The 21,578-nt window shown below is 66.3% G+C and carries 24 protein-coding genes, 1 tRNA gene and 1 other RNA gene; 21 read left to right on the top strand and 5 right to left on the bottom strand.

The features are described 5' to 3' along the window. Positions 1–43 precede the first annotated feature (43 nt). A complete protein-coding gene (locus HUN08_RS13135; RefSeq protein WP_301546733.1) occupies positions 44–646 on the top strand; it encodes a TetR/AcrR family transcriptional regulator in 603 nt (200 codons plus the stop codon). Here HUN08_RS13135 and HUN08_RS13130 read toward each other — a convergent pair. Continuing rightward, complete coding sequence (locus HUN08_RS13130; protein ID WP_124246880.1) at positions 643–2,289, bottom strand: FMN-binding glutamate synthase family protein; 1,647 nt, start codon at positions 2,287–2,289, stop codon at positions 643–645. The two genes, HUN08_RS13135 and HUN08_RS13130, sit on opposite strands and share 4 nt — an antisense overlap. Positions 2,290–2,329: 40 nt before the next feature. Further along, a complete protein-coding gene (gene hisN, locus HUN08_RS13125) occupies positions 2,330–3,115 on the bottom strand; it encodes a histidinol-phosphatase (RefSeq protein WP_124246881.1) in 786 nt (261 codons plus the stop codon). A 20-nt stretch (positions 3,116–3,135) separates the two neighbouring features. On the opposite strand from hisN, the gene HUN08_RS13120 reads away from it, so the two are divergent. From HUN08_RS13120 to ssrA, 9 genes are all read left to right on the top strand, one after another. Next, positions 3,136–3,477, top strand: a complete 342-nt coding sequence (locus tag HUN08_RS13120; protein WP_124246882.1) for a hypothetical protein — start codon at positions 3,136–3,138, stop codon at positions 3,475–3,477. A 25-nt stretch (positions 3,478–3,502) separates the two neighbouring features. Then, the gene (prfB, locus tag HUN08_RS13115) at positions 3,503–4,627 is read left to right on the top strand and encodes a peptide chain release factor 2 (RefSeq protein WP_124246883.1); all 1,125 of its coding nucleotides are present in this window, start codon (positions 3,503–3,505) and stop codon (positions 4,625–4,627) included. After that, the gene (locus HUN08_RS13110; RefSeq protein WP_124246884.1) at positions 4,617–5,516 is read left to right on the top strand and encodes a mechanosensitive ion channel family protein; all 900 of its coding nucleotides are present in this window, start codon (positions 4,617–4,619) and stop codon (positions 5,514–5,516) included. The genes prfB and HUN08_RS13110 overlap by 11 nt, the downstream gene beginning before the upstream one ends. Before the next feature lies 1 nt (position 5,517). Beyond that, entirely contained in the window at positions 5,518–5,679 is a 162-nt protein-coding gene (locus tag HUN08_RS13105; RefSeq protein WP_165353385.1) for a hypothetical protein, read from the top strand. A gap of 50 nt (positions 5,680–5,729) precedes the next feature. Next, positions 5,730–6,416, top strand: a complete 687-nt coding sequence (gene ftsE / locus HUN08_RS13100) for a cell division ATP-binding protein FtsE (protein ID WP_124246885.1) — start codon at positions 5,730–5,732, stop codon at positions 6,414–6,416. Positions 6,417–6,444: 28 nt separating this feature from the next. Further along, positions 6,445–7,353, top strand: a complete 909-nt coding sequence (gene ftsX, locus HUN08_RS13095) for a permease-like cell division protein FtsX (RefSeq protein WP_124246886.1) — start codon at positions 6,445–6,447, stop codon at positions 7,351–7,353. Between the two features lie 37 nt (positions 7,354–7,390). Continuing rightward, complete coding sequence (smpB, locus tag HUN08_RS13090) at positions 7,391–7,861, top strand: SsrA-binding protein SmpB (protein ID WP_124246887.1); 471 nt, start codon at positions 7,391–7,393, stop codon at positions 7,859–7,861. Then, the gene (locus HUN08_RS13085) at positions 7,830–8,390 is read left to right on the top strand and encodes a hypothetical protein (RefSeq protein ID WP_124246888.1); all 561 of its coding nucleotides are present in this window, start codon (positions 7,830–7,832) and stop codon (positions 8,388–8,390) included. The genes smpB and HUN08_RS13085 overlap by 32 nt, the downstream gene beginning before the upstream one ends. 71 nt (positions 8,391–8,461) lie before the next feature. Continuing rightward, positions 8,462–8,835, top strand: a transfer-messenger RNA (tmRNA) gene (ssrA, locus tag HUN08_RS13080). 28 nt (positions 8,836–8,863) lie between these two features. On the opposite strand, the gene HUN08_RS13075 is transcribed toward ssrA, so the two are convergent. Then, entirely contained in the window at positions 8,864–9,865 is a 1,002-nt protein-coding gene (locus HUN08_RS13075) for an AraC family transcriptional regulator (protein WP_124246889.1), read from the bottom strand. A 120-nt stretch (positions 9,866–9,985) separates the two neighbouring features. Between HUN08_RS13075 and HUN08_RS13070 the strand changes: the two genes are divergently transcribed. The 4 genes from HUN08_RS13070 to HUN08_RS13055 all read left to right on the top strand — a co-directional run bounded on the left by HUN08_RS13070 (position 9,986) and on the right by HUN08_RS13055 (position 14,115). After that, positions 9,986–12,325, top strand: coding sequence for an arylsulfatase (locus tag HUN08_RS13070; protein WP_124246890.1), 2,340 nt, complete (start codon positions 9,986–9,988; stop codon positions 12,323–12,325). 181 nt (positions 12,326–12,506) lie between these two features. Beyond that, entirely contained in the window at positions 12,507–13,172 is a 666-nt protein-coding gene (locus HUN08_RS13065) for a hypothetical protein (protein ID WP_301546732.1), read from the top strand. Then, entirely contained in the window at positions 13,169–13,552 is a 384-nt protein-coding gene (locus HUN08_RS13060; protein WP_124246891.1) for a YidH family protein, read from the top strand. Before HUN08_RS13065 ends, HUN08_RS13060 begins: the two co-directional genes overlap by 4 nt. Positions 13,553–13,788: 236 nt before the next feature. Continuing rightward, positions 13,789–14,115, top strand: coding sequence for a transglycosylase family protein (locus HUN08_RS13055; RefSeq protein WP_124246892.1), 327 nt, complete (start codon positions 13,789–13,791; stop codon positions 14,113–14,115). Between the two features lie 18 nt (positions 14,116–14,133). Here HUN08_RS13055 and HUN08_RS13050 read toward each other — a convergent pair whose 3' ends face one another. Continuing rightward, positions 14,134–14,721, bottom strand: coding sequence for an alpha/beta hydrolase (locus HUN08_RS13050; RefSeq protein ID WP_124246893.1), 588 nt, complete (start codon positions 14,719–14,721; stop codon positions 14,134–14,136). Between the two features lie 27 nt (positions 14,722–14,748). Between HUN08_RS13050 and pgm the strand changes: the two genes are divergently transcribed. The 7 genes from pgm (at position 14,749) to HUN08_RS13015 (ending at position 20,739) form a co-directional block, all read left to right on the top strand. Further along, positions 14,749–16,395, top strand: a complete 1,647-nt coding sequence (gene pgm / locus HUN08_RS13045) for a phosphoglucomutase (alpha-D-glucose-1,6-bisphosphate-dependent) (protein WP_124246894.1) — start codon at positions 14,749–14,751, stop codon at positions 16,393–16,395. Between the two features lie 82 nt (positions 16,396–16,477). Further along, a complete protein-coding gene (locus HUN08_RS13040; RefSeq protein WP_124246895.1) occupies positions 16,478–17,260 on the top strand; it encodes a thioredoxin domain-containing protein in 783 nt (260 codons plus the stop codon). A 131-nt stretch (positions 17,261–17,391) separates the two neighbouring features. Then, positions 17,392–17,464, top strand: a tRNA-Ala gene (locus HUN08_RS13035). A gap of 508 nt (positions 17,465–17,972) precedes the next feature. Further along, positions 17,973–18,488, top strand: coding sequence for a hypothetical protein (locus HUN08_RS13030; RefSeq protein WP_174900930.1), 516 nt, complete (start codon positions 17,973–17,975; stop codon positions 18,486–18,488). 495 nt (positions 18,489–18,983) lie between these two features. After that, positions 18,984–19,250: a helix-turn-helix domain-containing protein gene (locus HUN08_RS13025; RefSeq protein ID WP_124246896.1), complete on the top strand. Its 267-nt coding sequence runs from the start codon at positions 18,984–18,986 to the stop codon at positions 19,248–19,250. After that, entirely contained in the window at positions 19,250–19,840 is a 591-nt protein-coding gene (locus HUN08_RS18570; protein WP_124246897.1) for a DUF1643 domain-containing protein, read from the top strand. The genes HUN08_RS13025 and HUN08_RS18570 overlap by 1 nt, the downstream gene beginning before the upstream one ends. Positions 19,841–20,055: 215 nt before the next feature. Continuing rightward, positions 20,056–20,739: a hypothetical protein gene (locus HUN08_RS13015; protein ID WP_301546731.1), complete on the top strand. Its 684-nt coding sequence runs from the start codon at positions 20,056–20,058 to the stop codon at positions 20,737–20,739. 42 nt (positions 20,740–20,781) lie between these two features. Here HUN08_RS13015 and istB read toward each other — a convergent pair whose 3' ends face one another. After that, positions 20,782–21,576, bottom strand: a complete 795-nt coding sequence (istB, locus tag HUN08_RS13010; RefSeq protein WP_298446595.1) for an IS21-like element helper ATPase IstB — start codon at positions 21,574–21,576, stop codon at positions 20,782–20,784. Positions 21,577–21,578: the final 2 nt, after the last annotated feature.

Below are 21,578 nucleotides of genomic sequence, written 5' to 3'. Positions count from 1 at the left end.
GAGTCCCCGTGGACCTCTGGTCAAGCCCTCCTACGATGGGGGCGTGCCGGGTCGTCAGCGAATGTCGCCAGCGCAGCGTCGGGAAACCCTCCTCGACGTCGGCGCTCGCGTCTTCGCGCAACGATCGGTGGAAGACGTGTCGATGGAGGACGTGGCCGTCGAGGCCGGGGTGACCCGCCGACTGCTGTACCACTACTTCCCGACGAAGGCCGAGTTCTTCGGAGCGATCTGGCACCGGGCGCATGCGGCCATCGCCGCGTCTGTGGCGCCGCGACCGCCGGCCTCCGTGCGCGACGGCATCGACCAGGCACTCGCGGCCTTCTTCGACTTCTACGAGGCGAATATCCCGCTCGTCATCGTCGCCAATCGCAGTTCGATTTCGGCCGACCCCGCGGTGCGGGGGCCGATCGACCGGGACTTCGCCGTCCTGTGCACCGTGATCCTCGATGCCGCCCAGGCGCGCGGAGCGGCGCGTCGGTATGCGGAGGTCGCGTTCGAGGGCTGGATCTCCTTCGTCCGGTCCACCGCCCTCGCCGCCCTGGTGGACGGGCGCATGAGTCGGGCGCAATGTCATCGGTTGTGCATGGACGCGTTGGACGCGACCGTCGGCGCGCACGTCGACCTCACGTTGTCGTCGAGTCCCTAGTCGTCGAGGTCCAGTTCCCGTGCCGCCTCGAGCGGCTCGATCAGATCGGCCACCTCCACCGCGTCGAATGTCTCGGCCGACGCGGTGACCCAGTTGCGGTGCCACCCGTCCGGCACCCGCGTGAGCAGTTGGCGGTGCTCGAGCCACTCGAACAACTCGTAGTAGTTCATCGTGATCTGCGGGTCCACCCGGCGGAACAGTCGGCGGGGAGTCAGTTCCTCGAAGGAGTCCAAGCCCATCGACGAGACGAGCTGCAGCGCGGAGTTCACCGTCCGGTCCTGGTACTGGTAGACGCGGGTGATCTTGTCCTCGACGACCAGCGCCCGCGCCCGGGCCGGATCCTGCGTCGCGACGCCCACCGGGCAGGTGTTGGTGTGGCACTTCTGCGCCTGGATGCACCCGACCGCGAACATCATCGCGCGGGCCGCCAACGTGAAGTCCGCTCCCTGGCAGACGCGTTTGACGATGTCGATGCCCGTCGCGACCTTGCCGCTGGCGCCAATCTTGATCTGCTCCCGCAGCCCGACGCCGACCAGCGCGTTGTGGACGAACATCAGCCCTTCGGTCAGGGGCATGCCGACGTGGTCCTCGAACTCGACCGGTCCGGCGCCCGTGCCGCCCTCGGAGCCGTCGACGATGATGAAGTCCGGTGTGATGTCGGTGGCCAGCATCGCCTTGCACAGCGCCAGGAACTCGCGCCGCGACCCGACGCAGAGCTTGAATCCGACGGGCTTGCCGCCGGAGAGTTCCCGTAGCTCCGCGATGAACTCCATGAGCCCGATCGGGGTGTGAAAGGCGTTGTGCGACGGCGGCGAGACGACCGTCGCCCCGACCGGGACCCCGCGCGCCGCGGCGACCTCGGGGGTCACCTTCGACCCGGGCAGGAGTCCGCCGAGCCCCGGCTTGGCCCCCTGCGAGAGCTTGATGTTGACGGCCTTGACCTGATCGAGCGTGGCCCGCTGCGCGAACTTCTCCGGATCGAAACGCCCGTCGTCGGTGCGGCAGCCGAAGTAGCCCGACGCGACCTCCATGATGAGGTCGCCGCCGTACTTGCGGTGGTGGACGCTGATCGACCCCTCGCCGGTGTCGTGGGCGAACCCGCCCCGCGCGGCGCCGCCGTTGAGCGCTTCGATCGCGTTGCCGGAGAGGGAGCCGAAACTCATCGCCGATACGTTCAGCAGCGCGATGTCATACGGCTTGGTGCACTCCGGTCCGCCGAGGCGGACCTTCGGCTGCGGCCCGTCGGGTTTCGGTTTCGCGCGCATCGAGTGGACGACGAATTCGTAGCCGACGGCGTCGACGTCGCGCTGGGTGCCGAAGGGCTCCTCGCCGTGGTTGCCCTTCGCGCGGTCGTAGACCAGGTCGCGCAGCTCGCGGTCGAATGGCCGGCCCTCGGTGTTGGACTCGATGAAGTATTGCCTGATCTCCGGTCTGATCTCTTCCATCAGGAAACGGGCATGACCGAGGATCGGATAGTTGCGCGTCACCGAATGGGCGCGTTGCACCAGGTCGTAGACGCCGACGGAACCCAGGGCCGTCGCGACCGCGGCCACGACCCACCACACCCAACCCCCCGACAGCCAGCCGAGGACGGCCAGCGCGAGGGCGACGAGGAATACCGAACCGACAGCGAGCCACCTCACCGATCCACTGTGGCACTACCTGCGTTATGCCGGAGGGCATTCAGCGCAGGCGCGCCAGCACCTCGTCGTGCAGTGCTCCGTTGGTGGCGACGGCGCTGCCGCCCCGCGGTCCGGGCTCACCGTCGAGATTGGTGAACCGCCCGCCCGCCTCGCGCACCAGGATGTCGACGGCGGCCAGGTCCCACAGGGAGACCTCTGGTTCGGCGGCGATGTCCACCGCCCCCTCGGCGACGAGGCAGTAATTCCAGAAGTCGCCGAAGCCGCGTACCCGCCACACCTCGTCGGTCAGCGCCACGAATGATTCGCGCGACCCGCGCTCGGCCCAACCGGACAGGCTCGAGAAGGCCAGACTGGCGTCGGCCAGCCCGGACACCGACGACACGCCGATCCGACGGGGCTCCGGTGCGCCCGGGCCGGTGGCGAAGGCCCCGGCGCCGGCGCTGGCCCACCAGCGTCGGCCCAGCGCCGGCGCGGAGACGACGCCGACGGCGGGCACACCGTCGTCGACGAGCGCGATGAGCGTCGCCCACACCGGCACGCCGCGGACGAAGTTCTTCGTCCCGTCGATGGGGTCGATGACCCATTGGCGGCCGCGGGCGACCGCGTCGCCGCCGAATTCCTCACCGAGGATCCGGTCGTGGGGGAGTGCGGTGCCGATCCGTTCGCGCAGCATCGTCTCGCATGCCAGGTCGGCGTCGGAGACCGGCGTGAGGTCGGGCTTGGTGTCCACGGCGAGGTCGAGGGCGCCGAAACGCGGCATGGTCAGCGCGTCGGCGGCATCGGCCAGTTCCAGGGCAATGGCGAGGTCGGTGGCTAGAGGGGCCATGACCACCTAGGGTATCGGTCATGATCTTCAGCATCCTGATCGCCGGTCTCCTGGCCGCCACGGCCGTCGCGCTCTTCATCGGGTTGCGCAACCGCGGGCCGTCGGCACAGAAGCTGGCGGAGATGAGTAGCGGCACGCTGACCGTCACCGGCGTCAACGAGCGTCCGGCGCAGGGCGACGCCAACGGCCAGGCCTATCTGACCGTCTCCGGCACGATCATGGGCCCCGACATCGCGCCGACCGAGGTGTACGGATCGTTCACGCACTCGCTCGCCGGGGCGTGGCCACAGATCGGCCAGGACCTGCCGGTGCGCTACAACCCGCGCAAGGTCGAGCAGTCGTGGGTCCTCATGTCCGACTAGGCGCGTCCGACTAGGCTTGTTTCCTGTGCAGCCCGATGTCATCAGCGACCTGGAATCCCTCGACACGACCTTGACGACCGTCGAGAAAGTTCTTGACCTCGAGGAACTCAAGCGCCGGATCGACGAACTGGAGATGCAGGCGTCCGATCCCGAGTTGTGGAACGACCAGGACCACGCGCAGAAGGTGACCAGCGACCTTTCGCACGCCCAAGCCGAGTACCGTCGCGTCACCGCGCTGCGCCAGCGCCTCGACGACCTGCCCGTCCACTACGAGCTGGCCGAATCCGAAGAGGGCGCCGACCAGGCCGCCGCCCTCGCCGATGCCGATGCCGAGCGCGCCTCCCTGCGCGGTGACATCGAGGCGATGGAAGTCAAGACGATGCTGGCCGGCGAATACGACCAGCGCGACGCCCTGGTCAACATCCGGTCCGGCGCCGGCGGCGTCGACGCGGCCGACTGGGCGCAGATGTTGATGCGCATGTACACCCGCTGGGCCGACGCACACGGGTACGGCGTCGAGGTCTACGACACCTCCTACGCGGAGGAGGCCGGGATCAAGAGCGCGACCTTCGCGGTCAAGGCGCCCTACATGTACGGCACGCTGTCGGTCGAGCAGGGCACCCACCGCCTGGTGCGGATCAGCCCCTTCGACAACCAGGGCCGTCGTCAGACCTCCTTCGCCGAGGTCGAGGTGCTGCCCGTAGTGGAGACCACCGACCACATCGACATCGACGAGAACGACCTGAAGGTGGACGTCTACCGGTCGTCGGGGCCGGGTGGGCAGTCGGTCAACACCACCGACTCCGCGGTGCGCCTGACGCATATCCCGACGGGGATCGTCGTGACCTGCCAGAACGAGAAGAGCCAGCTGCAGAACAAGGCGTCGGCCATGCGGGTGCTGCAGGCCAAGCTGCTCGAGCGCAAGCGCGCCCAGGAGCGGGCCGAGATGGACGCCCTGAAGGGCGACGGCGGGTCCAGCTGGGGCAACCAGATGCGCTCCTACGTCCTGCACCCGTACCAAATGGTCAAGGATCTGCGGACCAACGTCGAGAACAACAATCCTTCTGGCGTGCTCGACGGCGAGATCGACGAGTTCATCGAGGCCGGCATCCGGTGGCGGATGGCCGACGGGGAAGCCGATGTCGACTGACCGCTGGCAGCGGGTCGTCGAGCACGTCGGTAACCGACTGTGGGATTGGCTGCAGGTGTGCGGTCTGCCCGTCGCGCTGTGGGTCATCGGCGGCATCCTGGCCGCCCGGCTCACCGGCTGGGTCCTGGAGGTCTTCGAGTCCCGGGTGACCCGTAGCGCGCACAACGGCGACGCCATCGTGCTGGCCGAGCGCGCCAAACACATGCGTGCGGTGCTCCAGGTGGTGCGCTGGTCGATCATCTCCGCGATCGGCTTCGTCGTCGTGCTGCGGGTGTTGGCACTGCTCGGCGTTCCGGTCGCCGGATTGGTGGGGCCCGGCGCGGTCATCGGTGCCGCGGTCGGTTTCGGCGCCCAGCGCGTGGTCCAAGACCTCCTCGCCGGCTTCTTCATCGTCACCGAGAAGCAGTACGGGTACGGCGACCTGGTGCGTCTGCTGCTGCCCGGCGGCAACACCGAAGAGGGCCACGTCGAGGACATCTCGCTGCGCGTGACCCGGTTGCGCGACACCGACGGGGAACTCATCACCATCCCCAACGGCCAGGTGATCGCCGCGGTCAACCAGTCCCGCGACTGGGCGCGCGCCGTCGTCGACATCGAGTTCGCCGAGAAGGTCGACCTCACCGTCGTCAACGACGAGGTGGCGAAGGCGGGAGAGGCATTCCGGGAGGACGATCGCTACCGTCCGTTGCTGCTCGACGCCCCGACCCCGCTGGGCGTGACCGCGATGGGACAGGACTCGTACACGGTGCGCGTGGTCGCGCGGACGCTGCCGGGCAAGCAGTTCGAGGTGGCCCGCGACCTGCGGGTCTACCTGATCGAATCACTTCGCAAGGCCGGTATCGAGGTGCGCTCCGGATACAATCCCGATACCCCGGAATCGCAGGAGTGACATGGTCGCCCGCTCGCGCAAACACCTGACGACGATCGTCCTCGCGATTGTGTTCGTCATCCTCCTGGGGGTTTACCTCTCGAATTCGGCCGATCGGTCGGAGCAGGCCCCGCCGCGGCCGACGATCACCGTCGAGAAGGTCCCGAATCCGTCCGGCGGGTAGGCGGCGCGCCTGAGAAGCGCACTCAGCTGCCGCCGCTAGACTGGCGTCCCGTGATCAAGCTGGAGAACGTCACCAAGCAGTACAAGGCCTCGACGAGGCCGGCGCTGTCCAACGTGAGCCTCGACGTCGACAAGGGCGAATTCGCCTTTCTGATCGGCCCCTCGGGATCGGGCAAGTCGACCTTCTTCCGGATGCTCCTCAAAGAGGACAAGCCCACGTCGGGAGACATCTGGATCGGCGACTTCCACGTCAACTCGCTGCGTGCCCGGCAGGTGCCCAAGCTGCGCCAGTCCATCGGCTGCGTCTTCCAGGACTTCCGGTTGCTCCAACAGAAGTCGGTCGCGGAGAACGTGGCCTTCGCCCTCGAGGTGATCGGCCGGCCGCAGCACACGATCAACCAGGTGGTGCCCGACGTCCTCGAATACGTCGGACTCGGCGGCAAGGCCGATCGCATGCCGTACGAGCTGTCCGGCGGCGAGATGCAGCGCGTCGCGATCGCCCGCGCGATCGTCAACCGCCCGTTGGTGCTGCTGGCCGACGAGCCGACGGGCAACCTGGACCCCATCACCAGCCAGGAAATCGTCGAGGTGCTCGACCGGGTGAACCGGCGCGGCACCACCGTGGTGATGGCCACGCACGACCGCCAGATCGTCGACGCCATGCGCCGCCGCGTCCTGGAGTTCGACAACGGTCACCTGGTCCGCGACGACAAGCACGGCGTGTACGGCATCGGCTGACGCACCGCATACGAGGAGAGCAGCAACCATGCGCGCCAATTTCATCATCGCCGAGGTCCTCAACGGGCTTCGCCGCAACGTGACCATGACGATCGCCATGATCGTGACCACCGCGATCACCCTGGGCATGCTCGGGGCCGGGCTGCTGGTCATGCAGATGGCCAACAAGAGCCAAGACATCTTCTTCAGTCGCGTGGAGATGAAGATCTTCGTCAACACCGACGTGGCGAAGGCCGATCCGAACTGTGAGAAGGCGCCGTGCGCCCAGCTGCGCGACGAGTTGAAGAAGGAGCCGGGCGTCACCAACGTGACGTGGATGAACCTCGACGACGCCTACAAGGACGCCAAGGAATCGTTCAAGAACTCGCCGGAGATGGCCGACGCGGTCACCCCGGACACGATGCCGGCGTCGTTCCGCGTGAAGGTCAACGACCCGGACATGTACGGCAAGGTGCTCGACAAGTACAAGTCGCGCCAGGATCTGGGCGTCGACGGCGTCCAAGACCAGCGACAGCTCGTCAGCCGCCTGTTCAGCGTGCTCGACGGCGCGCGCAACGCGGCCTTCGTCCTATCCCTGATCCTGGCGTTCGTGGCCGTGCTGCTGATCGCGAACACGGTGCAGATGGCGGCCTACACCAGGCGCACCGAGGTCTCGATCATGCGGTTGGTCGGCGCCACCCGGTGGTATACGCAGCTCCCGTTCCTCATCGAGGCGGTCGTCGCCGCCGTGATCGGCACCCTGCTCGCCGTCGGCGGGCTGCTCATCGGCCGCAAGTTCTTCTTCGACCAGGCGCTCAACGACCTGTACAAGGTGAACATCCTGGCCAGGGTGTCGGTCGACGACGTGTTGTTCGTCTCGCCGTGGCTGCTGCTCACCGGAATTGTGTTGGCAGGAGTGACCGCGTATGTCACCCTGCGGTGGTACGTGCGCGAATGATCCGTTTCGACCGCACTGCACCGCGGAAGGACTGGAAGTGAAGGAAAAGGGTCGCAAGGCGATCGCGACCAATCGCAAGGCACGCCACAACTACACGATCCTCGAGACCTACGAGGCCGGCGTCGCGCTGCTCGGCACCGAGGTGAAGAGCCTGCGCGACGGCAAGGCGTCGCTGGTGGACGCATTCGCCACCGTCGATGACGGGGAGGTGTGGCTGCGCGGACTCCACATCGCCGAGTACGGCTCGGGTTCGTGGACGAATCACAGCCCGTTGCGCAACCGGAAACTGCTCATGCACCGACGGGAGATCGACAACCTCGTCGGCCGGATCCGCGACGGGAATCTGACGCTGGTGCCGCTGTCGCTGTATTTCAGCGACGGCCGGGTGAAGGTCGAGTTGGCGCTGGCCCGCGGCAAGCAGGCCCACGACAAGCGCCACGACATCGCCAAGCGCACCGCCCAGCGCGAGGTGGAGCGTGAACTCGGGCGCCGCGTCAAAGGCATGTAGCGCGCCGCGCCGCGTCGCCGTCGCACTGCTGCTCGCCCTGGTCGCCGCGGTGAGCGCCGTCGGGTGCGCGCGGGAGACGACGACGGTGCGCCAACCGGATGTGACGCTGGATCCACCCGCGCGCACCGATCCGGCGGCGTTGCGCTCGGAACTCACCGCGCTCGTGATGGTCCCGCGCGGATGGGTGGTGAGCCGACCCGAGGCGCTGGCGCCGGAGATTCGCGCGATCCTCGAGAACCCCGACGTCGGAGAACTCGTCCGCGACGGCCGCGGCGCGCCGGGCGGCACAGTGCGCGAGAATCCCGACGAGGTGGTGCGGTCGCGGGCGATCGGCCTCAAGGGCCTGGTGGTCTCACTGACCAATCGGCGGGATCGACCGGCCGCGGTGACGGTCGCGACCGCGGCACTCGGACTGTCCGGGACGATCCACGGCGTCGACGCCTGGACCGGACGCGGATTCGAGTCTCACGACGGCCGGTTGGGCGGGCTGATCGGGGCGCGGGACAGCGTGCTGATCCGCATCGTCTGAATATCGGGATGAATCTGGCGGGTATGACGGTTACACTGAACAGTCCGCTGTGAAAGCAGTGGATCCCGCTCGGGGCTGATCGGTTTCGACTCTGTGCGTCGAGTTGGGGGAAGCGTGTCGGTGCAGGCTAGAGACCACCGTTAAGCGTCGCAGCAACCAATTAAGCGCCGATTCCAATCAGCGCGACTACGCTCTCGCTGCCTAAGCAGCCAGGCTAGTCTGTCGGCCCGGGTGGTGTTCCCACATCCGGATGCCGGCATCAGCTTCGGGAACTCACCGACACCGCCGGTCGCGGGCGGGGTCGGGAAATCACACAGCGACTGGGATCGTCATCTCGGCTTGTTCGCGTGACCGGGAGATCCGAGTAGAGACATAGCGGACTGCACACGGAGAAGCCCCAGTGAAGCGGCGGAGGACCCGGGTTCAATTCCCGGCAGCTCCACTCGAATGAGGAATCCCCCTGACGTAGCTGGTCAGGGGGATTTTTCATATCTCCGAAACTCCGTCGGCGTCATTCCGAACCACCGCCGACACGAGCGGGTCAGCACGCTCTGCTCCGCGTAGCCCAGTTCGCGGCACAGATGGTCGAGCGTCATATCGGTGTCGCGCAACAGTCGCCGGGCGGTATCGCGACGGATCTCGTCCACGAGGTCACCGAATGCGCATCCCTCGGCGGCGAGGCGGCGCTGCAATGCTTTGGGGTGCATGTCGAGGTAGCGCGCCACATCGTCGAGGCGGACCGCCCCCGAGGGTAGGAGTTGGCGAATCAAGGTGCCGACGTCGTCGCTGGTCGTCGGCCGATGGTCACCGACGGTGGCGGAGAGGAAGTCGATCGCGGTTTGGTGGGCGAGCCGGTCGACGGGCAGGCGGCGTTGCAGGTCGGCGGTCCGCAGGGTGAAGGCGGCTATCGGTTCGCAGAAATACGTCCGGCAGCCGAAGTACGCGCGATAGGTCTCCGGCTCGGTGAGTGCTGCATGCGGCAGACGGAGATCGGCCGGCTGATAGGAAGACCCGAGGAAGAGCCGCAGGACCTTCAGCACGACGCCCATCGACAACTCGATCGCCTGGAGCCTTGGCGCGGGTTTGAGAAGGTATTCGAACTCGAATCGATGCAGCTCGGGGTCGGCGTGGGGGACCACCCGCGCGCTGATCGACGGGCTGTATGCCGCCATGAACTTGTCGAAGATCGCGAAGGCCTCGGCCACCGTCTCGGCATTGCGACCGGCCAGTCCGACCGGTCCCAGGATCTCGATTCCCTGTCGGGTGGCCAGCCGCCGACCGAGGTCGGGAGTGTTGAGCGCGCCTGCGACGTCCTCGAGCATCTGGGCGCCGCGGGGCAGTGAGATGAACCGGTCGTGCCGGCCGATGTCGTCGTGGGAGATGTGGGCGTCGGCGGCGAAACGGCGACTGTCGCCGCCCAAATCGGTGACGAGCTGGGAGAATCCCGTCAGTGCCGTGCCGCGAATCAGAGGCATGTCTTGAACAGTCAAACACTTGTCCTGGGATGTCAAGACCGGACGGCTCGTGCCGCTCTAGCGTCTATCTGGGTGCGGCGCGGATCGAGGGCTGACCTGTGACGAGACGAGGAGTCGGAAATGGCATCGAACAAGACCTCGGGCGTGGTGGCACCGGTGTTGCCCGACGGCGGGGTGCTGCCGTTCCCGCCGGTTCCGTCGGGGTCGGTCGCCGGGCGAACGCTCCAAGAATCGACCTACCATCCGCGCAAGACTCCGCGCCGCCTACACGAGGACGCGCCCAACATCGTCATCGTGCTCATCGATGACGCGGGACCCGGCCTCCCGTCGACCTTCGGCGGCGAGGTGACCACTTCCACCCTCGACAAGATCTGCGCGGAAGGAGTGTCCTACAACAGGTTTCACACCACGGCGATGTGCTCGCCGACGCGGGCGTCGCTGTTGACCGGGCGCAATCACCACGAGATCGGCAACGGGCAGATCGCCGAGCTGGCCAACGATTGGGACGGATACGCCGGAAAAATCCCGAGGTCGAGCGCCACCGTCGCCGAGGTGCTCCGCCAATACGGCTATGCGACTTCGGCTTTCGGTAAGTGGCATAACACGCCCGCCGAAGAAACGACGGCGGCCGGACCGTTCGACAATTGGCCCACTGGTCTCGGGTTCGAGCACTTCTACGGCTTCCTCGCGGGTGAGGCATCCCAATATGAGCCGAACCTGGTGCGCAACACCACCGTCGTCCCACCCCCGCGCACGGCGGAGGAGGGCTACCACCTGTCGGAGGACCTCGCCGACGAGGCGATCGGCTGGTTGAGGCAGCACAAGGCGTTCAACGCGGACAAGCCGTTCTTCATGTACTGGGCGAGCGGGTGCCTGCACGGCCCGCACCACATCATGAAGGAGTGGGCGGACAAGTACGCGGGCAAGTTCGACGACGGGTGGGACACCTATCGGGAGCGCGTCCACGCCCGCGCCAAGGAGGTCGGATGGATCCCGCAGGACTGCGAACTGACCGAGCGCGATCCGGAGATGGCCGATTGGGAGGGCATCCCCGAGGATGAGAAGCCGTTCCAGCGTCGCTTGATGGAGGTAGCGGCCGGCTATGCCGAACACGTCGATGTCCAGGTTGGCCGGATCACGGATGAACTCGACGCTCTCGGCTACGCGGACAACACCTTGTTCGTCTACATCTGGGGTGACAACGGGTCGTCGGGCGAGGGCCAGAACGGCACGATTTCGGAACTGCTCGCGCAGAACGGGATCCCGACGACGGTCCGTCAGCACATCGACGCGCTCGACGAACTCGGTGGACTCGACGCGTTGGGCTCGCCGCTCGTCGACAACCAGTACCACGCGGCGTGGGCGTGGGCGGGCAGCACGCCGTACAAGGGTATGAAGCTGATGGCCTCGCACCTGGGCGGGACCCGCAACCCGATGGTCGTTCGGTGGCCGGCAAAGGTGAATGCCGATCCGGTTCCGCGCGACGTGTTCCTGCACTGCAACGACGTGGTCCCGACGATCTACGAAATCGTCGGCATCGCCCCACCCCAGACGGTCAACGGCGAGCCGCAGATGCCGATCGCCGGTGCCAGCTTCGCGGAGACCCTCGTCGACCGCGCCGCGTCCGGCGGCAAGCCGACGCAATACTTCGAGATCATGGGCAGCCGCGGGATTTACCACGACGGGTGGATGGCCTCGGCCCGTGGCCCACGGCTTCCGTGGGTGCCCGGGCTGCCCGAGGGCATGGCGACATGGACTCCCGACGAGGACGTGTGGGAGTTGTACCACCTGGACGAGGACTGGTCGCAGTCCAAGGACCTGGCCGCGGATGAGCCGGAGCGTCTGGCGCAGATGCGCGAGCTGTTCATGGTCGAGGCCGCTCGCAACGCGGTTCTCCCCGTCGGCGGCGGCCTATGGGTTCCGGTCTACCACCCCGAGTTGCGCATCGCACCGCCCTATCGGGAGTGGGACTTCGCCGGCGACATGACGCGCATGCCGGAATTTTGCGCACCGGCTCTGGGCACCAAGAACAACGTCCTCACCATGGACGTCGAATTCCCGGAACGCGCCAACGGCGTCCTCTATGCACTCGGGTCGGGTGCGGGCGGGTTGACGTGCTACCTCGACAAGGGCCACCTCGTCTACGAGTACAACCTCTTTCTCATGCAGCGCACCACGATTCGGTCCGACGAGAAGGTGCCTGCCGGCCGGGCGACCATCGTCGTCACGACGACGCACACCAACGACCATCCGGCGGGACCGCTCGACGTCGATGTGACGCTGGATGGGCAGCAGTTGGCCGCGGGGACTGTGCCCGTCAGCGTTCCGTTGCTGTTCACCGCGAACGACTGCCTCGACTTCGGGACCTGTCTGGGATCGCCGGTGTCGATGGAATACCGGGCGAAGGCGCCGTTTCCGTTCGAGGGAAAGATCCGCTCGGTGCACGTGTCCTACACCTGAGCCGACGGTCGGGTGCCTGACCTGCGCCGGGTGAGGCCCCCGCGTCAGGGCGCGCGTTCGGCGGGTAAACCTCGAAGGCAACTGGGAAGCTGTACCGAGACTGCTCACCCATGATTGAGGAGACCTGATGACCAACGCCTCTGGTGATTCGAGTTCGACGACGAGCGGACTGTCGGGAGGTGTGGCGACGAATCTGCTGACGACGCCGAAGGCGGCGGCGTTCGCCGGCGTGCTGTTCGCAGTGCTGTTGGGGGCCGCGCTGGTGTTGCTGCACGGATCGATGCCCAACAACGGAGAAGCGGCCACCGGGGCCGTGTCGACCGATCGCCAGTCGCGGATCACCATTGCCGCCCACCTGATGCCGTTCGCGGCGATCGCCTTCCTTTGGTTCATCGCGGTCGTGCGCGATTATCTCCGCCTGGTGGAAGACCGCTTCTACTCGACCGTGTTCCTGGGCAGCGGCCTGACCTTCCTCGCGATGATGCTCGTGTCGACGGCGGCCGGAATCGGCGTCGTGGTGGTCAGCAAGAGCAATGTCGATCCGGACACCGCGCGCGCCGTGATCGGTTACGGCGCCGGTTTTGCCGCCTCGATCAGCAAGACGTTCGCCGTACGGATGGGGGCCGTCTTCATGATCTCCTTGGCGACGATCTGGTTGAAAACCAAAGTCATGCCCACGTGGTTGGTGGTCATCACCTATCTGGCCGCGCTGGCCCTCATGATTGTCAGCGACATGTCGGAATGGGTGCTCCTGGCGTTCCCGACGTGGGTGTTCATCGTCAGCGTGGTGATCCTCACCAGGGCCCGCAATCTGGCGGAGTTGAAGAACACCGGCGCCCAGCTATGACCAGCGGCCGGATCGTCGGTGAGATCGACAAGGCGACGGCGCTCGCCGTCGAACGGACCCGCCTCGCCCTGGAGCGGACCACGATGGCGTGGATCCGGACCAGCACGTCGCTGATCGCCTTCGGTTTCACCATCTTCAAATTCTTCCAGTACCGGCGCGAGACCAATGCGGACACGATCGCCAGTCCATGGCTGGTGGGCTTGGTGATGATCGTCGTCGGGATCGTGACGCTGGTCCTGGCGACGATCCAGCACCGCCAGCAGTCTCGTGCGCTGCGGGAATTTGATCCTGATCAGCCGCGGTCGCTGGCGGGCCTGGTCGCCAGTCTGATCATGCTGCTCGGGCTCGTCGCGCTCGTCGTCGTCGCCTGCAAATTGTGACCACGGAACCGGCGCGAGCCAGTGGAATTTCTCACAGTCTTCTAAGAATGATCACGGCAAGATCACAGAACAGTAACGACGGCTGACCTGCGGATTCGCTCGGGAAAGCCGGTTTTGTGGTTCTTTCGTCCCACTTGTCGCCGATGTGACCTTTCGATCTGCACGCCGTAGCTTCCTGTTTCGAATCGTAAAGCCCCCGTTCAACGGAGGGGGCGGCACCAACGAGGAGAGACACCATGAGCGTCACCAAGCTCACCATCCGCGCCGCCGTCGTCGGCGCGCTGCTGACCGCCCCGATCGCGGCGGTCGCCGGCAACGCCGCTGCGGCCGGCCACAACTGGGACGCCGTCGCGCAGTGCGAGAGCGGCGGGAACTGGGCCACCAACACCGGCAACGGCTACTACGGCGGCCTGCAGTTCAGCCCGGGTACCTGGGCTGCCAACGGTGGTTCGGGGATGCCCCACCAGGCGTCGCGCGAGCAGCAGATCGCCATCGCCGAGCGCGTGTTGGCCCGTCAGGGCATCGGCGCGTGGCCGAGCTGCGGCGGGCGTCTCTACAGCTGATCCCTCCGCCGTGACCGTCTAGCGCAGGTCGCGGAGCAGTCCGTCGACGAACCCCAGCGCGGCACCCTGCCACGTCCCGACATGGTCGAGCATGGCGTGTTTGCCGCCGGGGATCTCGACGTACTTCGCGTCGACGCCGCGCTCGCGCAGCTCGGCGATACCTTTGGCTGTTCGCGGCGCGAGGGTCGTCCTGTCGGCCGAGCCGTGCAGGGCGAGCACCCGCGCTCCGCCGTTGATCTCGCGCCAATCCGCGAACTGCCACCACGGGGCGAGTCCCAAGACACCGATCACCCGGCGATCCGCGCCGAGCTGTGCGGCGATGCGCCCGCCCATCGAGTGCCCGATCACGGCGATCGGGATGCCCGGGTGCTTGCGCGCCATCGTTTCCAGCGCGGCGCGTGCGTGCCACATCGGGCTCGCCTGGCCGCCGTTCCATCCGTAGACGCGGTAGCGCACCTGCGCCACGTCGACCGCCCCGGGGAATCGGGCCCGCAACGACCACGTGAACGGGTACATGCGCAGCGCGGAATCCTGCCACGGGGAGAACGGCTTATACGAGTAGTCGGTGCCGCCGGGCAGCACCAGCACGCCGAGTCGAGGAGCCATGCCTGCAATGGTGGCAGACTGGGCGATATGGCTGCTCACCCCCGTGCCGGTACGCCCGCCCTGCCGGAGGATCTGATCGACGTCGACGACGTCGAACACGCCTACTACCACCTGCTGCCAGACCCGTCGGACCCCGGCCAGCGCGTCGTCTTCGGCACGTCGGGGCATCGGGGTTCCAGCCTCGACGGGGCGTTCAACGAGCCGCACATCCTCGCCACCACGCAGGCCATCGTCGAGTACCGCAGGCAGGCGGGCATCGCCGGACCGCTGTTCATCGGTTTCGACACCCATGCGCTGTCGGTGCCGGCGTGGCGGACCGCCCTGGAAGTCCTCGTCGCCGGTGGTGTCGACGTCCACACCGCGACGGGTGACACGGTCACCCCGACCCCGGCGGTGAGTCGGGCCATCCTCGAGTTCAACGCCGCACACGAGGCGCGGGCCGACGGCATCGTCGTCACCCCCAGCCACAACCCGCCGCGCGACGGCGGGTTCAAGTACAACCCCCCGTCGGGCGGCCCGGCCGATTCGGCGATGACCTCCACTATCGCCGCACGGGCCAACGAGATCCTGGCCGACGGGTTGCGCGAGGTGCGGCGGGTCCCCTTCGAGAAGGCCCGCGCCGCCGCGACTGACTACTCGTTTCTCGACCACTACGTGGATGCACTCGGCACGGTCGTCGATCTGGAGGCCATCGCCGGTGCGGGCGTGCGGATCGGCGCCGACCCGCTGGGGGGCGCGTCGGTGGACTACTGGGTGGCGATCGGGCAGCGGTACCTGCCGTCGCTGACCGTCGTGAACCCGCGCACCGATCCGCGGTTCGATTTCATGACCCTCGACACCGACGGCAAGATCCGGATGGATTGCAGCTCGCCCAACGCGATGGCGTCGTTGATCGCCGTGCGCGATTCCTATGACATCGCCACCGGCAACGATGCCGACTCCGATCGGCACGGCATCGTCACACCCGATGCCGGGCTGATGAACCCGAACCACTATCTGGCGGTCGCGATCGACTATCTGTTCACCCATCGCGACGGTTGGGGAAGCGGTGCGGCCGTCGGCAAGACCCTGGTCAGCTCGTCGCTTATCGACCGGGTGGTGGCGGGTATCGGCCGCCGACTGGTGGAGGTGCCCGTCGGATTCAAGTGGTTCGTCGACGGGCTGCTGTCCGGCGACATCGCCTTCGGCGGCGAGGAGAGCGCGGGGGCGTCCTTCCTTCGATTCGACGGCAGTCCGTGGTCGACCGACAAGGACGGAATCATCCTGGCGCTGCTCGCCTCGGAGATCCTCGCGGTGACCGGGCAGACCCCCAGTCAACGGTTCGCCGAGCTCGCCCAGCGGTACGGCACCTCGTCGTACGCGCGGATCGACGCCCCGGCCGACCGCGAGCAGAAGGCCCTACTCGCCGCGCTGACCCCGGATCGCGTCACGGCGCGCGAACTGGCGGGGGAGGAGATCACCGCGGTGCTCACCCGGGCGCCGGGCAACGACGCGCCCATCGGCGGGCTCAAGGTGACGACGGCCAACGCGTGGTTCGCGGCCCGGCCGTCGGGTACCGAGGATGTGTACAAGATCTATGCCGAGTCCTTCCTGGGGGATGACCACCTGCATCTGGTGCAGCAGGAGGCGCAGGCCGTCGTCGACGCCGCGTTGGACCCCGCGACAAGGTCTTAGCAGGGTCTCAGCGGATTTCGGGTAGCGTTTCCTCCCGAAAGAACCACTACAGACCTGTTGTCGGACCACAAGGAGTAGCCACGTGAGTGCCAAGTCGGGCCCCGCGATCCCCAATGTCAGGGGTGGATACAAGCCGCCCAAGTCGTCGACGAGCGTGCTCACCTACGTTCTGGTCTCCCTCGCGGTGATCGTCGTCGCCGGTCTGGTCATCGGCGGCGTGGTGTGGAACGCCAACCGCACGAAGTCTCCGGGCACGGCGGACCCCGGCGCGTCGACGTCCTTCACCGTCAATCCCGTCGGCCCGGTCACCCCGGGCGCGAGCGAGGTAATCGTCGGCTCCGAGAACGCCCCGACCGTCGAGATCTTCGAGGACGCGCTGTGCCCGGCCTGCGGGATGTTCGAGCAGAGCCAGGGTGCCACCGTGGTCAAGGCCATCCAGGACGGGAAGCTGCGCGTGCACTACCGGATGCTGAACTTCCTGAACCAGTCCTCGCCGTCGGGTGACTATTCGACGCGCGCCGGTGCCGCACTGCTGTGCGTGGCGGGCGAGAAGAAGGAGGAACTGCTCATCAAGTTCCACACCTCGCTGTTCAACAACCAGCCAGAAGAGGGCGGCAAGACCGACCACAGCAACCTCGACCTGGCGCGTCTGGCCAGCGAAGCGGGCGCCACTGAGGCAACGCAACGCTGCATCGCGAGCGGCGCCCAGGTCGGGGCCGCCGAGCAGTCGGCCAAGCAGTCGTTGGAGGCGCTCTCGAAGGCCTCCGACGGCCAGGTCAGCACCCCGTCGGTCGTCCACAACGGCAAGCTGGTTCCCCACACCACGCCGGATTGGATCACCAAGCTCGACAACGGCGGCAACTGACGCGGTCGCCGCATCGGGCGGTCGCGGCGGCCCTGCCGTCGGGATTTGGATGCGGTGATCGCGATGGTGTAGTTTCGCTTATGCGCTTGCGGCCGGGAAACCGGCCATGAGCGTGCGGCGAAGCCGCGAACGGGGCTATGGCGCAGCTGGTAGCGCACCACACTGGCAGTGTGGGGGTCAGGGGTTCGAGTCCCCTTAGCTCCACTTATTACCGCAGGTCAAAGCGGTAAACATGCGATAATCGCCTCATGGCAACACTACGAGGCAACACGGAGTGTCATACCTCCCAGGTAGAACGGGTAACACCGCTCCCCCTAGGAGGCAACTGACATGGCTTCAATCCACTCTCGCGCACTCGCCGACGGCTCCACCTTCTATCGTGTGTTGTGGCGTCAAGACGGCCGCCAACGCTCCCTCAGCTTCGTCGACATCGCCTCCGCCGAATCGTTCCGCGTCAACGTCGAGCGTTTCGGCCCGGTCGAGGCGATGCGCGTGATTGACGTCATCGACTCCGCTGCTGCGCGCCTACATCGCCCACCATCCGCAGACCAGGCCGCTCCTACGGCGGTGCGATCGTGCTGCTCGCCGCCTACATCGCCGAGCATGTCGATCTCGTATACGCCGTCACCCACACCGAGCCCAAGGTGTCACCACCGACACCGCCCGTGTCCTGGTCGAGCCGACCGCAACGAGGGAGAACTTCTACGTCTCAATGACCCGAGGCCGAGCCGCGAACCACGCCTACGTGATCCTCGACCGCACCGACGACCACCAACAGCCGCACCGCGGCGACGACCCGAACGCGAGCAGCCGGAGCATCCTGGCCGGAGTGCTCCAGCACGTCGGTGCGGAACTGTCCGCTCACGAGACGATCACCGCCGAGCAGGAACAGTGGGGGTCGATCGCGCAGCTCGCCGCTGAATACGAGACCATCGCCGCCGCCGCACAGCACGACGGCTGGGCCTCCCTCGTCCGCACCTCTGGTCTCACAGCAGATCAAGCCCAAGCTGCGGTCGAGTCTGAAGCCTTCGGGCCACTGACCGCAGCACTCCGCCGCGCCGAGGTCAACCACCACGACATCGAGACCCTGCTCCCACGCCTCATCGCGGCACGCGGCTTCAATGACGCCGACGACATCGCCGCCGTCATCCACTACCGAGTCGCCCGCGCCACCGCACGACCCGCCGGATCAGGACGAGCCGCAAAGCACCGCGAGAGAAGTGCGTGACGGTGAGATGCGAACCGCGCTCGACGAACGAGAAGCACTCATCGAAGCCCGCGCCGACGCCGTCCTAGATGGTGCGCTCACGGATGGGGCAGCCTGGACGAAGGTCATCGGCACACGACCTGGTGACGCCCGCGGAGCTGCAGCCTGGTGGAAAGCCGCGCGAATGGTCGCTGCCTATCGAGACCGCTACCGCATCACCGGCGACACAGCCCTCGGCGTACCACCCGTATCCGAGGCGCAGAGGATCGACGCCGCGCGTGCCCGCGCTGCCATCATGCGTGCTCAGGGTCATGCGAATGACAGCACGGACGGTGTGCAATACCGAACGCCCACAGCTTCACGGTTGATTCCGCGCCTGCAGGGCCATCACTGAATGCGCAAACTGAGGCCCTCTGGACATGGTGAACTGATCTATCGGGTTGACTCCTCAAGTGAGGACCGCCGAAGTGGGCCGCGCACGGAGTACATGTATGACTCTACGTGTACGATGGTCATATGGTTGAGCGACACCCAGCGAAGACAGCACCGCACCGCGCCGTCCCTCGGCTCGGCGCGGTGCTCCGTGACGCCCGCAAGGCTGCTGGTCTGTCCGCTCAAGCCGTGGCTGAGGCAAGTGGCCTGAGCATCGACACCGTCCGGAGTATCGAGTCAGGGCGAACCGCATCGCCGGCCTTCGTCACAGTTGCCCGGCTCGCGGCTGTCCTCGACGTAAGCCTCGATAGCCTGAGCGGGGCCACGCTTGTGGACGGACGAAGTTCCTGATGGGTGTTCAGCACGCGGACGGGCCCCGCGTGGGAGTGATCCTCTTGAATCCGGCCAGGGAAACGAAGCGGGTGTCTACGACTCAACAGGTGTTGGAGGACGTTCGGGTCGCGAAAGTATGGGGCAAGCTGGAGATCGCGAACCTGGTCGAGACCCCGACTCGTAACTCGAAGGAACTTGCACAGGTAGCCACATCTCCTCAAGTGTTCCTTGACGCTCGTGATCGTCTGGAGGCACTGCTCACCAGTAGCGACACGCTGGTCTTTGCCTGGGGAGTCGCGCCATTGAGCGGTACGGCCGGAAGGCATGTACGTGGCCAGACGAGCTGGGTGATTTCCCGAGCGCGCCACCATGGACACACACATGCATGGGTCATGGGCGGACGGCCTCGCCATCCGTCTCGATGGCGCCAGTACGTAGGCCCACAACGAGGGCTGTTCGATGGCTCTACGACGGTTGACAGGCTCATGCAGGGCCTGGAGCGCTGCGCCCTGGAGCACTGCGCGGCAGACGTCGTTAGACCGCCCCTGGGTGAACTGTCGGAGGTTGCTGGCAACCTTCTCACCAAGAGAGGAGGGCAACCCGCATGAGCGCCCAACCGGTTCACCAGTTCACAGACGCCGAGAGCGACGTTACGGCCTCTCTCCGTCTTCGACTCCAAGCGCGCACGTCTGTAGACCCTGATTTTTGGTCTTTCAGTCATCTCAGAAGTCGATCGGGTAATCACGCACTATTCCAGTACCCAGCAATGATGGTGCCGGAGCTTCAAGGTGCGCTGTTGGATGATCTGCGGGCGGTATCCCCAATGTCTGAACTCGTGTACGACCCGTTTGCAGGCTCCGGAACGGTGATGCTTGAAAGCCTGTATAGGGGGCTTGAGTTCCACGGGAGCGACATCAACCCACTGGCGATTCTTCTTTGCCAGGTGAAGGCCAATCCGCCAACTGTCGAGGCAGGCGAGTCAGCCGTGGCTGGGGTGGTGGAAAGAGCCACGTCTATCAGCAACCCCGCTGCGCCAGAGTTTGCGGGAGTAGACAAGTGGTTCAAGCCCGAGATCAAGACGGGACTGGCGCAGCTTCGGGCCTCCATCTTGGATGAGGCGCAACTTGTTGACCGTCAGTTTCTCTGGGTGTGCCTCGCCGAGACGATCCGGCTGGTCTCGAATTCCCGCATCTCAACGTTCAAACTGCACACATACACCGCAGAAGAGATTGCCCGACGCGAGTCCGATGCAATAAAGGTCTTCAAGCTGGTCGGCGCACAGAATGTCGCACACCTAAAGCAGCATTGGGAACGGATGGAGCTTCTCCACGAATCTAGAAGGAATCCGGGCGTCCTTCTGCTTCCCGGCTCCGTGAGTGAGCGGTGGGTGGCTCCGCGACAGGCCGACATATTGATGACCTCACCACCCTACGGGGACAACCAGACCACGGTTCCGTACGGTCAGCATAGCTACCTCCCTCTACTGTCAACGGCGGGTGAAATCTGACCCCCTATCGACGTCTGAAACCTGACCCCCTTTGATGGTTGGTTACTGCTGTTCGCCCGGTTCGGGCGAAGTTGTGAGGAGCTCCCGTCGGGAGCGGGTCCGGTACGAGTCACCGCTGAGGGTGAGGACTTCGGCGTGGTGCACGAGCCGGTCGATCATCGCTGCGGCGACGATGTCGTCGCCGAACACTTCGCCCCACCGGCCGAACGGCATGTTCGAGGTCACCAGGATCGAGCCCTGCTCGTAACGGTGCGCGATCAACTGAAAGAACAGGTTCGCCTGATCGGCGTCGAACGGTAGGTAGCCGACCTCGTCGATGATCAACAACTTGTAGCGGCGCAGCCGCTTCAACTCGTGCTCGAGGCGGCCGTCGGTGTGCGCGGCCTGCAGGCGAGCGGCCCACCCGGTCGCGGTGTCGAACGCGACCGGATATCCGGCATGGCACGCCTTGATGCCCAGCCCGATCCCCAGATGCGTCTTGCCGACTCCGGGCGGCCCGAGGAGCACGACGTTCTCGGCCTTGGCCACGAACGACATCGTCGTCAGATGCGCCAACACGTCTCGTCGCAGCGATGGCTGGTGATCGAGGTTGAAGTCCTCCAACGACTTGACCGCCGGGAAATGGGCGCCGGCGATCCGCAACCTGGTGCCGGAGGCTTCACGGTCTGCGACCTGCCGTTGCAGGACCGCGGCCAGGTACTCCTCGTGCGACCAGCCCTCCTCGCGGGCTGTGTCGGCCAGTTGTTCCCACACCCGGCCGATCGTCGGGGTCTTGAGGACCCGAGCCAGATACGCCAACGTCGAGGCCGTCGACGAACCGGCCGCAGATGCCGTCATGG

This window comes from Gordonia sp. X0973 (assembly GCF_013348785.1).
GTDB lineage: Bacteria > Actinomycetota > Actinomycetes > Mycobacteriales > Mycobacteriaceae > Gordonia.
This window is presented reverse-complemented; position numbering and strand designations above follow the sequence as displayed.

What these genes read in the sequence shown, in the direction of transcription:
- hisN (WP_124246881.1), bottom strand. Translation starts at nt 3,115, where the DNA reads ATGGCCCCTCTAGCCACCGACCTCGCCATTGCCCTGGAACTGGCCGAT.
- HUN08_RS13120 (WP_124246882.1), top strand. Translation starts at nt 3,136, where the DNA reads ATGATCTTCAGCATCCTGATCGCCGGTCTCCTGGCCGCCACGGCCGTC.
- HUN08_RS13110 (WP_124246884.1), top strand. Translation starts at nt 4,617, where the DNA reads ATGTCGACTGACCGCTGGCAGCGGGTCGTCGAGCACGTCGGTAACCGA.
- HUN08_RS13105 (WP_165353385.1), top strand. Translation starts at nt 5,518, where the DNA reads ATGGTCGCCCGCTCGCGCAAACACCTGACGACGATCGTCCTCGCGATT.
- ftsX (WP_124246886.1), top strand. Translation starts at nt 6,445, where the DNA reads ATGCGCGCCAATTTCATCATCGCCGAGGTCCTCAACGGGCTTCGCCGC.
- HUN08_RS13075 (WP_124246889.1), bottom strand. Translation starts at nt 9,865, where the DNA reads ATGCCTCTGATTCGCGGCACGGCACTGACGGGATTCTCCCAGCTCGTC.
- HUN08_RS13070 (WP_124246890.1), top strand. Translation starts at nt 9,986, where the DNA reads ATGGCATCGAACAAGACCTCGGGCGTGGTGGCACCGGTGTTGCCCGAC.
- HUN08_RS13060 (WP_124246891.1), top strand. Translation starts at nt 13,169, where the DNA reads ATGACCAGCGGCCGGATCGTCGGTGAGATCGACAAGGCGACGGCGCTC.
- HUN08_RS13055 (WP_124246892.1), top strand. Translation starts at nt 13,789, where the DNA reads ATGAGCGTCACCAAGCTCACCATCCGCGCCGCCGTCGTCGGCGCGCTG.
- HUN08_RS13050 (WP_124246893.1), bottom strand. Translation starts at nt 14,721, where the DNA reads ATGGCTCCTCGACTCGGCGTGCTGGTGCTGCCCGGCGGCACCGACTAC.
- pgm (WP_124246894.1), top strand. Translation starts at nt 14,749, where the DNA reads ATGGCTGCTCACCCCCGTGCCGGTACGCCCGCCCTGCCGGAGGATCTG.
- HUN08_RS13030 (WP_174900930.1), top strand. Translation starts at nt 17,973, where the DNA reads ATGACCCGAGGCCGAGCCGCGAACCACGCCTACGTGATCCTCGACCGC.
- HUN08_RS13025 (WP_124246896.1), top strand. Translation starts at nt 18,984, where the DNA reads ATGGTTGAGCGACACCCAGCGAAGACAGCACCGCACCGCGCCGTCCCT.
- HUN08_RS18570 (WP_124246897.1), top strand. Translation starts at nt 19,250, where the DNA reads ATGGGTGTTCAGCACGCGGACGGGCCCCGCGTGGGAGTGATCCTCTTG.
- HUN08_RS13015 (WP_301546731.1), top strand. Translation starts at nt 20,056, where the DNA reads ATGTCTGAACTCGTGTACGACCCGTTTGCAGGCTCCGGAACGGTGATG.
- istB (WP_298446595.1), bottom strand. Translation starts at nt 21,576, where the DNA reads ATGACGGCATCTGCGGCCGGTTCGTCGACGGCCTCGACGTTGGCGTAT.